Genomic DNA, 10,212 nt, shown 5'->3' with positions numbered 1-10,212 from the left:
TCAACGGTAAGCAGCTTGCTGAAGCCATCCGCCTTATTAACGATCGCCCGCGTAAATGTCTAGGCTGGAAGTCTGCTCACGAAGCTTTCATGGAAGCCCTGTCGCACTTGACTTGACAATCTGTCATAAGTAAATTGAGAATATGTAAATATTTTATTTAAGACAATTGTTTTTTCAAATAGGAATTTACTTACAGAGCAGAAGTATGGGGTTATCGAAGATAATAATAGAGAGGTAGGGAATTGATATGCCCCTACCTCTCTATTATTTAATCAAGTTTTTATTCTTTTTAGCAAGGACCGAGCACAGTCCAAACATCGTTGGGACCACTTTTCAGATCTGGACGTTCATTTTGCGTCCACCATTTGGCTTGATACTTCACTCCGTTATATGAAACAATATCTTGAACATAAGTGGAGGAAGCGCTCCATGGAATAGGGCAAGGGTCAACTTGAACCGTCTCCGAGTTACTTGCCGCAGACAAATTACTAAAACCATCTCGAGCCTTGACAGTAAACGTATATGAACCACTTGTTAATCCACTGATCGTAGCGGAGTTGCTAGTCGATCTTGCTTTAGCAAAAGGATCGTTATTTACATAAATGTCATAGCCGATCAATCCAACATTGTCCGTAGAAGCTGTCCAATTCAAGCTAACTGTGTCAGTGGTAGTACTAACAACTAGATTGGTTGGTGCTAGTGGTGCTACTGTATCGTTAGGTACAGCACCTGGCGTAGGTAAATTCGTTATAATTTGTTGCAAATTGGGTAGGGTACCAATTCTATCATTTGCTATATCGGAAGTCGGGGTATTGAACGGTAACCATCTCAGTATTCTACGAATTTCAGCTGGCGAATACGGCTCGCCGAATTTAGCCTTAGCGATCCCTTGCAGTTGTAGAATCGCACCTACAACGACAGGTGAAGCGGAAGATGTTCCATTGAAATAGTCGGTATAACCAGTTGTCGAAGCAGAACTTGTTGAACTTAAGGTAGCAACGTTCTCACCAATACCGAAAGCGTCGATTCGATTGCCATGGCTACTGAAGCCGAGTCTGTAGTGAGGTGCAGTTGATGATCCCGCTCCTACAAGTATTGCTCCAGAATCTTTGAAATCTGGGAGATCCCGATTGTAGATGTATTTATTATCCCAATGCTTGTACTGATCGAGATCAGCACCACCGTTGGCTCCCGCTTCTACAACGACAATACCTAAGCTTGTTGCATATTGGATTGCATCAAACTCTGCCGACTGTGTTTCGATAGGTAACCAAGGACCGCCATAATTGATATGTATTTCGAGCAGAATAACGTCACCCGGAGATAATACTTGTGTGGCCGCTAAAATTGCTTCTGCTGCGCCACCTGAACGAACTAAAGAGGATACAATGGGCGTTGCTTTGTTAGCTAGCCCGATATTGCCGATAGCATTGTCAACCGCGGATACAACCCCGAGTACAGCCGTACCGTGACTAGCACCTCCATCATTAATGCCACCTGGCAAAAGCTGTATGTTGTGAGTTGCTAGATCTTCATGATTTAAAGCCCAATCCCACTCGACATCGGCCCACTTGGTGCCTTTGCCATCGCCACCTTCAAATTGCCAAGCATACGGAGCGTTAATACCTAGAGGAGCTGCTTGCGCATAACTTTGTAATGAGAAGCGCGGATCGTTGTCTGGAAGGACAGGTGTTGTGTTCGGAAAAGGTGTATTAGCTAATTCTGGTTTTTTGCTTAAATATGCTTCCTCAACGAGCGACAAGCTTCGCAACTTTTGTAACAACTGTTCGACGTCAGCGCCAGCGGGAATTTTGGAATAATAATAGCGATCAAACACGGATGCAAAATGACTAGCAGCAATGCCTTTGTTAGATGAGGGTAAGAATTGCTGCGAGATTAGCGGGTCAAATGATAATTCTGGGACAGCTGATAGCGGCGATACTTCTTGTTGCAATTGAAGTTTTCCTTCTTTACTTGGAAGGAAGGCTTGTTGTTTAAGTTTGACAACAATTTTTTCTTCGAATATTGAAGTTGCAGTGTTTGAGAATGATGTACTCGTCGGAAAGGTCTGTCCACTCTCTGAAGCGTATGCTCCATTTGACAAAGTACCTAATGATAAAAGCAAGGTCGAGGCTAGAGCGATGGACAACGTTTTTTTCAATCGGGAATAAGTGTGTATAATAGTAATCTCTCCTTTGTAATCGTTCCGTATTTTAGTTCCGAGCACTATCGTTTAGAAGTCAAAAGTCATCAAAAAGCTGAACGCTAGTAATAAAGAGTAGACGAGTGCGATAGGTTACGTTTTGATTAAATGCGAATACAAGTCTATCATTTTCTCCTATCCATTATCTTGAATATTTTGTTGCTAGCTGAATAATAGGCTAATAATTTACAGTATAAGTTAAGGTAAATATTGGATCAAACCCGAAGTAAGCGTAAACAACGACAGTAATATACAGATATCAGGTTAAAACTTCTATTTACTCGCGTTCCCATAGGTTCATTAGGAGATAATGTCGAATAATTCCCTTTTAATGTAATTCTCCACGACTTATGGACTTGTCGATATGATGTGGGTTGGCCGGCTCGGAAGTGGTCCTGTTGCAGCCACAAGATAACCTAAGCGATTATGAAGTGTCTAACGATAGTCATTCAATTAATTCTCGTGAAGTTGTCGCGGAGGCATTCGCTGAATATAACCATAATTCGCAGCCGCGTGAAGTTGCTCGGGGAATAGGAGAAGCAATCGAGCAGGCTCTCGAAAAATACAGGAAGGGGAAATAAAAAGTGTAGGCGGTAGGCTTTCCAAAGATGCTCCGCCTGAACTAAAAAAAGAGTATGAAGAATACAAATAACAGTTTGAGGTTTTAGATGAACCTTTCAAGCCGTTTTTGCTAACTGAGGACGATCTCAAATGAGGTCGTTCTTTTTCTTCCAGAAAACTTGTAAATATGCATAAAGATTCACATATAAAAATTACTTTCGAAATTCAGGTTAATGAATTGTTGCAAAATTATTTTGAACATGCTTTTCAAGATTGTGAGCATGGACACATCGTTATTTCTATGAGTTCCAACAACGGCTTTTGCACGATTGGAGTAATAGATGATGGAAAAGGATTCAACGTTGAAGAATGTTCACAAAAAAGTTTAGGTTTATCTATTGTAAATAGCGCTATGTAGAGGATAAACTAAGAGGGAGCATGCAATTTGAATCTACAGCGTGTGGAACAACAGTTTCATTCACGTTTAAAATGTAATAGAGGACTACAAAGGCGTAGTCTTACTAAAGCAAAGAGGCTTAAGGTTATAGCATTCCTATTTGATAGGAAGCGGTATAACTTTAGGTCTCTTTGTGTTTATTTATGGCATGGGAAATGAGGAAGTGGCAGAAGAATTGTTAAGTGTAGGAATAGATATGGGAACATCAACAACACAACTTTTCCTATCCAAACTTTATATCCAGAATATGGCGTCATCGTTTTCCGTTCCGCGTATTGTGATTACGGAGAAAGAAGTCATATACCGTAGTGAAATTTGCTTCACACCTCCTTTTAGCCGAGAACAGAATCGATGTTCAAAAGTGTATCACAGCTGTAATGGTTGCTATGCTCATTGCAAGTAAAATGGTTCCAAAAAACTACATCTAAGAAGTAGAGGAGGGTACCCATGAGTATCGATAAAAAGATAATTGAAGAAATGGTTCGTAAAATGATCATGGAAAAAGTAGGGGCTGATGCTATTAAACAGAACGTTCATAGAGGTCCTGGAGGGATTACTTCTGTTAAAGTGCCAAATATGAAAGTAACAGAAGAGGATCGTCTCGATACAGGCAACCCTAATGATATCGTCTATTGTAAAGATCTTTTTTCGCTAAACGAAAGTCCAAGACTTGGCTGCGGTATCATGGAGATGAAAGAAACAACCTTTGACTGGACTCTTAACTATGATGAAATTGATTATGTGATTGAGGGGCATCTGGATGTTATCATTGATGGTACAAAGGTGTCAGCTGGTCCAGGAGAAGTGATCCTGATTCCAAAAGGAAGTAAGATTCAATTTTCTGTGCCAGAATATGCACGATTTATCTATGTAACATATCCGGCTAACTGGGCAGAACAAGCGTAACATTCTAATTTCTACTCGCCGGAGGAAAAGCGGTTTATATCGGAGGATACGTATGAAGGGGAACTGACGAACCCGCTGAATTTGAATCGGTATACGTATGTGCAGAATAATCCGCTGAAATATATTGACCCAAGTGGACATGCAGAATGTGGAGGGGCTACGATCCGTGGGATGTATTCGCACGGATTGTTTTTTATAAATGGAATTTGGAATTACTGTGAAGTTTGTTTTCTCTGAAGACTGATTGCTTCGATGATTTTAATTAAGGAGCCGTTTTCGCGACTCTCGTATATCAATTTTCAGATTTCTGCTTAAGCCAACAGGTTCTATTGATTCAGTACTTCATCTAGTTGTTGGCTAGTCTCGATGAGTTCCTGGGAGCTAGTTATTAAATCAAAGATAGTCTAACCGGGGTTCTTTAAGCATCGTTTGTTATACGGGATCTAGCGTCCCAACCAGCCTCAAACATGATTCGGGACCAAGTCCCATGGGCAGGTACGTTCGACCCGGCTACTTTATTCCTCTATGCAAATGAAAAAAGGATCAACCAGAAAGAACTGGTTGATCTCATAATACGAAGGGCAGTTTAGTTTAGCAAGAACGTATAGTATTTCGTGATTCTGTCGAGAGTAACCTTTGAGGTGAAATCATGATAAAAATAAAAACAATATTAGTGATTCTGTTCTTCTGTACTATTTTGTTTGATTCTCCGACTTACGCCTCATCTACAGATGATTCATGTCAAAGACTTGTGCTTACCGTTCTAACACCAAACATAGAGGCACAAATAAAAGACTACTACAGAAACAAGCTATCCTATCCACCAACATTTGCTCCATTCCTTGGTGGTACTACACTGGAGTTCAAATACTCTGAATCACATATTGATGTGGTCGTTACGGTAATTCCATATGTCGGTCCTCATCTTGATGTAGGTAAGGATAGAATATAATTTCAAATTAATAATATGGGACAGGTTGTTGTTGAGAGTTACGAACATATCACGGATTACAAACTTCCCCCTAATTGTGTGGACATAGTGAAGTAATGGCATTAAGCTCCCATGAAAATAAATATGCAGTTACTGTGAAAAAGGCAAAAGTAAATAAGACGCAGCTGATTGCAAAGGCTAATGTATAATGTTTTGGATTGAGGGAAACACCAGAGATTGACGTATCAGGTGAGGATAGTGCATATTCAACAAAAATGTTTTGAAACATAATTAAAGATTTGTCGTGCACATCGTCAAGAGGATATGAACAAAGTCCGAGGTAACGGATTGATTGTTCAATCGCGCGCGAACATTGTACGAGTTGGTAGGCATCGAGAGAAGAGGTTGGGGGGTAGGGGAGTAGTAATATAAGAAGAGGCATCGCGTAATAAAATTGAAATTACGTAATGCCTCTTTAATTTTGCTGTTAATCGGTTGTATTTATTATGTTCAGAGCTCTGCTGAAATAACCAGGCTTGACCTCTCCAGCTGTCGATAATCCTATTCCTTTTGCAGTATTTGAGCCAGAAACTCTTCATAAATAACATCCTTTTGATATTGCTCAATTGTTCTGGTTCGATTGGAGATACTTGTCGTTGCGCGATATCATTTGATGATAACGATAAACACTTGATTCCGACATTCCCATTATATCAGCAACTTCATTTATTTTACCTTTAATTTCAAATACCCCGTATTCTTTTAATTTAGAAATAGCAAGTCTCTTTTGTTCAGGTGATAATTGAGCACCGGATTCTAATATATCTTTATCTATTACTGCATAAATGATATTACGAATATTATCGGTAAGTTTTTCAACAGGTTGTTCCTGATCAGTTTCCTTTTCGATAAGTTCTATATCTAAGCTTAGATTGGCCAATTTTAATATATCCTTTGCGACTTTCCTATAGACATCCGCATCAAAATTTATACATAAAAGACCTTGTAATTGACCTTCACGATCTTTTATAAATAAAGTTGATGAACGAAATTTTTTACCTCTTGGTCCTTCTCCAACATAATCTAAAACATAATCCTTATTTAAATATACTTTTTCGTTGATTAATTTTTTTGCATAGTTAGTTAATGGGGCATTTAAAGATCTTCCACTTAAGTCTCCATTGACTATGTGACCGATATGAGAACCTCCATTAGGATTTAAAACATGTAAAACAAATTCATAATTAGATCCCAAAATTCCCCCGAAATAATTCATTATATTTTGATAGTGTCGAAATAGTTCATTATCCAATTAAGTATTCCTCCTTATAAGAGCATTCAGTTATTCCTAAATTTTTCATTCACTATGAAATTGCTCGCTTCGGTTTGACCATTACGGATCCATAAAAGACGCGCTTTCCTTCACGTTCTTGGATGCATTCTTCTTTTTTTAGCTATAGCCAACCAAGCTTCGGGCTTTTCACGACAAGGATTTCGTTTAATGAGGAAGCCAGCATTCAAAATAGATAGATAACCTATTATAACAAGGTTTTTGGAACTTTACAGAGAGAAAAATTAAATGTATCGTTACGGATTCAGGTTATTTATAATACTGAAATTATAACAGACTTTGGTAACACCCAAATATTGTAATAATAAATTTCTGTAAAAATAATTTATTATTATTTTTTTGACATCATGATCACTTATGTGGTATTTTATATATGTAGTAATAAAAAATAATTACTGTATTAAATTATTCTAAATTGTTTAAGAAGGATCAGATTAAAATTATCGTTGTTTTGATAGCATTGATTGCAACGATAATTTATCCAAGAGAACAATTAGTACTAAGAAAAAGGTTCGATTCTTACTGTTACTTTTGAAAACCCTTACATGATAGGTGCTATTATTCCTTTAGTTGGAATGACATCGGAAAATGAAATTAGGTAATAACTGTTAGGTACAGTTTCTGTTGCTATTGAACCTCTTACTCAAGCTGACATTATCGTAGTCCGGTCCCTTATTTAGATTGGTAATTCTAGTAACTAGTATGGCAACTATGGGGAGGAAACTTATATGAACGTGAAGGTAGTACCTATTAAAGAAAAAAAGGTTGTTAATTACAAAAGTTGTTTTGATGTGATTGGACCGGTTATGATCGGCCCCTCCAGTTCACATACTGCAGGTGCCTTAGTTATTGGAACAGTTGCCAATAAATTATTTCAAGGTCTTCCAAAAAAAGTCGTGGTAAGGTATTATGAATCATTTGCTGAAACCCATAAAGGACACGGAACTGATTTTGCAATTATTTCCGGTATATTAGGATTTGCTACTGATGATAGTAGAGTGCCCGGTGCTATTGAAATAGCAGAATCTAAAGGAATTGACATTACCTTTTTAGAAGAAGCAGGTGATAGTCCTACCGGTCATCCGAATACTGCAGATATTTATCTGGAGGATGAAAATCGAAGTATTAGAACAATGGGTATTTCAGTCGGTGGCGGATTAATTGAAATCAAACATATAGAAATTGACGGGTTTAGCTTAAATCTTCAAGGGCCATTGCCGGTTATTATAGCGATTTCCGAAAGAGATGACCTTGAATTTATATTACGCAGGATCTTTAAACAATATAATGTGGAAATTAACAATTTTAATAGTTTGGAAAAGTCAGGAAAATATTTATATGAATTTGATTTAGATTCTCAATTACCTAGTGATGTTCAGAAGAAATTGAGGACTTTTAGCAGTACAGCTAATATCATTATTCTTTAATTAGATTAGGGGTGAAACATTTTATGTACATGACTATAAAGGAAATTATCGATGCGGCTAATCAAAGACAAAAGCCAATTTATGAATTAGCAATTGAGCAGGAAATCGAGCAAACTAAAACTTCTTATGAAGAAATTTGGAGTAAAATGGAAAAAAATTTAGTGACTATGGAAAATTCTGCTAAGAAAAGTACTGAGGGCAACGGAGTATTTTCTCCGACCGGTTTATCCGGAGGGGATGCTGTTAAAATAAAACAATATCGTGAAAGTGGGAAAACCCTTTCTGGAGATTTGATGATGTTCGGGGTCCAAAACGCTATGGGAGTTAATGAAGTAAATGCAGCGATGGGGGTTATTTGTGCAACTCCAACAGCAGGCGCAAGTGGGACGATCCCGGGAGTACTGTTTAGTATTCAAGATAGATTACAGTTAAGTCATGAAGAAAAGATCCATTTTCTATTCACTTCAGCTTTATTTGGAATGATAGTTGCAAATAACGCTTGTATTTCCGGAGCCTTCGGAGGATGTCAAGCTGAAGTAGGTAGTGCCTCAGCAATGGCTGCAGCAGCAGCAGTAGAAGCTGCCGGAGGAACACCTCAGCAATCATCTGAAGCTTTCTCAACTGCACTACAAAACTTACTCGGTTTAGTTTGTGATCCGGTTGCAGGTTTGGTAGAAATTCCTTGTGTAAAGAGAAATGCTATTGGAATGGCTAATGCCTTAGTAGCAGCGGACATTGCATTAGCGGGCGTAATCAACATCATCAATGCTGACGAAGTAATAGAAGCGATGTTTATAGTAGGAAGACAGATGCCTCGCGAATTAAGAGAGACAGGTTTAGGCGGAGTTGCAGCCACACCCACAGGAATTGCTATTAAAAACAAAATTTTTGGAGAAAAGGTTACTAGAAAAGAAAGATAAAAACTAGATAGAGCTATCCCGTGTATGGTGTAAGGTCTTAGAATTATTTTTGTGTCAATAAAAGTGGTTTTGAAACAGTATACAGGGAGGAATTATAATATGAATGGGAATACAGCGGAAAAACTTGAATTTACAGCGGAAAATACTACAGTAAATAATGAAAAACATCTAAATCCCAAAAAATGGCATAAACAAGATACCACCTGGGCATTGAGCCTTTTTGGAACTGCAATTGGAGCAGGCGTACTTTTTTTACCTATTAATGCGGGAGCAGGAGGTTTATTTTCATTATTGTTAATTACAATACTTGCATTTCCTGTCATGTATTACTCGCATAGGGCGATGGCTAAAATGATATGCGCTTCCGATTCTGCTGAAGAGGGGATTACAGGTACGATAAGAAAGTATTTCGGTAATAAGGCAAGTGTAATTTTTAACATAGTATATTTCTTCTCAATTTATACTATCGTGCTGATGTATTCGGTTGCACTAACAAATACTGCAAGTAGTTTTATCGTGAATCAATTGCACATGAATGAGCCACCAAGAGCCATTTTATCGCTTGTATTAGTACTCGGTCTTATAGCTATACTGAATTTTGGTCAAGATATTACTATAAAGGTAATGAGCATGCTAGTTTATCCTTTCATAGCTTCGCTGCTTTTTATCTCAATATCTTTAATTCCAAATTGGAATACGTCGATGCTTAGTTTTTCAAGTGTTACTAATGCTCCAACAGGAGTAGGAGGATACTTCAGTATGATATGGTTGATTTTGCCAATCATAGTATTCTCGTTTAATCATTCTCCTATGATATCGTCATTTGTTGTGAAACAGAAACAAACTTATGGAATACTAGCTGCTGACGCCAAATGTGCTCAAATACAAAAATTTTGTTATATAATGACATTCGGTGTAGTTATGTTCTTTGTTTGGAGCAGTGTCTTGTGTTTGACTCCAAATGATCTTGCAATGGCAAAAGAACAGAATTTATCAATACTTTCATATCTTGCCAATCGGCTTAATTCGCCTGTAATCGCTATTGCAGCTCCTATTATTGCGTTTGTGGCCGTAACAAAGTCCTTTCTTGGCCATTATGTAGGAGTATACGAGGTAATGCGTGACATGGTTATCTCGTCTGGTAAAGCGCGCGGAAAAGACCTAAAAGAAAAAACAGTTAAGAGAGGTATCCTTGTTTTTGTAGTTTTAACATGCTGGTATACTGCTTATGCAAATCCAAGCATTCTTGGAATTATCGATACTCTCAGCGGACCGTTAGTTGCTGCCATTTTATGTGTTTTACCAATGTATGCGATCCGTAAAGTTCCTGTACTAGCTAAATACAGAGGAAAACTTAGCAATGTATTTGTCATTGTTGTGGGCGTTCTCACTGTTCTAGCAAGTTTGAAAGCATTCTTCTAATTAAATAATTTAATCTATATCTTTTGAGCTTAAT

Annotated in this window: 9 protein-coding genes and 3 pseudogenes; 10 read left to right on the top strand and 2 right to left on the bottom strand. The window is 37.9% G+C overall.

What is annotated here, in order from left to right:
* Nucleotides 1-116, top strand: a pseudogene (locus tag PGLA_RS29725) (IS30 family transposase); the annotation flags it as partial.
* Nucleotides 117-289: 173 nt separating this feature from the next.
* Here PGLA_RS29725 and PGLA_RS12675 read toward each other — a convergent pair.
* The gene (locus PGLA_RS12675) at nt 290-2,161 is read right to left on the bottom strand and encodes a S8 family serine peptidase (RefSeq protein ID WP_068533227.1); all 1,872 of its coding nucleotides are present in this window, start codon (nt 2,159-2,161) and stop codon (nt 290-292) included.
* Nucleotides 2,162-2,601: 440 nt separating this feature from the next.
* Here PGLA_RS12675 and PGLA_RS12670 point away from each other — a divergent pair, with 440 nt between their 5' ends.
* From PGLA_RS12670 to PGLA_RS12650, 6 genes and pseudogenes are all read left to right on the top strand, one after another.
* Nucleotides 2,602-2,784 carry a hypothetical protein gene (locus PGLA_RS12670; protein ID WP_068533226.1) on the top strand — a complete coding sequence of 61 codons (183 nt, stop codon included), beginning with the start codon at nt 2,602-2,604 and terminating at the stop codon, nt 2,782-2,784.
* A gap of 167 nt (nt 2,785-2,951) precedes the next feature.
* Nucleotides 2,952-3,182, top strand: coding sequence for an ATP-binding protein (locus tag PGLA_RS12665; protein WP_068533224.1), 231 nt, complete (start codon nt 2,952-2,954; stop codon nt 3,180-3,182).
* Between the two features lie 202 nt (nt 3,183-3,384).
* Nucleotides 3,385-3,580: pseudogene (locus PGLA_RS26775) on the top strand (ethanolamine ammonia-lyase reactivating factor EutA); the annotation flags it as partial.
* 88 nt (nt 3,581-3,668) lie between these two features.
* Nucleotides 3,669-4,127: a cupin domain-containing protein gene (locus PGLA_RS12655; RefSeq protein ID WP_068533218.1), complete on the top strand. Its 459-nt coding sequence runs from the start codon at nt 3,669-3,671 to the stop codon at nt 4,125-4,127.
* A gap of 18 nt (nt 4,128-4,145) precedes the next feature.
* Nucleotides 4,146-4,268, top strand: a pseudogene (locus PGLA_RS29720) (RHS repeat-associated core domain-containing protein); the annotation flags it as partial.
* A gap of 508 nt (nt 4,269-4,776) precedes the next feature.
* Nucleotides 4,777-5,079 (top strand): DUF3888 domain-containing protein, encoded by a 303-nt coding sequence (locus tag PGLA_RS12650; protein ID WP_068533216.1) that lies wholly within the window; start codon nt 4,777-4,779, stop codon nt 5,077-5,079.
* Nucleotides 5,080-5,680: 601 nt separating this feature from the next.
* Here the strand turns inward: PGLA_RS12650 and PGLA_RS12645 are convergent.
* Entirely contained in the window at nt 5,681-6,370 is a 690-nt protein-coding gene (locus PGLA_RS12645) for a helix-turn-helix transcriptional regulator (protein ID WP_068533214.1), read from the bottom strand.
* Between the two features lie 767 nt (nt 6,371-7,137).
* Here PGLA_RS12645 and sdaAB point away from each other — a divergent pair.
* The 3 genes from sdaAB (at nt 7,138) to PGLA_RS12630 (ending at nt 10,178) form a co-directional block, all read left to right on the top strand.
* Nucleotides 7,138-7,836 (top strand): L-serine ammonia-lyase, iron-sulfur-dependent subunit beta, encoded by a 699-nt coding sequence (sdaAB, locus tag PGLA_RS12640; RefSeq protein WP_068533212.1) that lies wholly within the window; start codon nt 7,138-7,140, stop codon nt 7,834-7,836.
* 23 nt (nt 7,837-7,859) lie between these two features.
* A complete protein-coding gene (gene sdaAA, locus PGLA_RS12635) occupies nt 7,860-8,756 on the top strand; it encodes an L-serine ammonia-lyase, iron-sulfur-dependent, subunit alpha (protein ID WP_068533211.1) in 897 nt (298 codons plus the stop codon).
* Between the two features lie 99 nt (nt 8,757-8,855).
* The gene (locus tag PGLA_RS12630; RefSeq protein ID WP_068533209.1) at nt 8,856-10,178 is read left to right on the top strand and encodes an aromatic amino acid transport family protein; all 1,323 of its coding nucleotides are present in this window, start codon (nt 8,856-8,858) and stop codon (nt 10,176-10,178) included.
* Nucleotides 10,179-10,212 lie beyond the last annotated feature (34 nt).

The sequence above is a fragment of the Paenibacillus glacialis genome, from assembly GCF_001637205.1.
Classification (GTDB): domain Bacteria; phylum Bacillota; class Bacilli; order Paenibacillales; family Paenibacillaceae; genus Paenibacillus_AQ; species Paenibacillus_AQ glacialis.
Note: the sequence above shows the minus strand (reverse complement) of the source record. Positions and strands in the feature narration are given on the sequence as shown.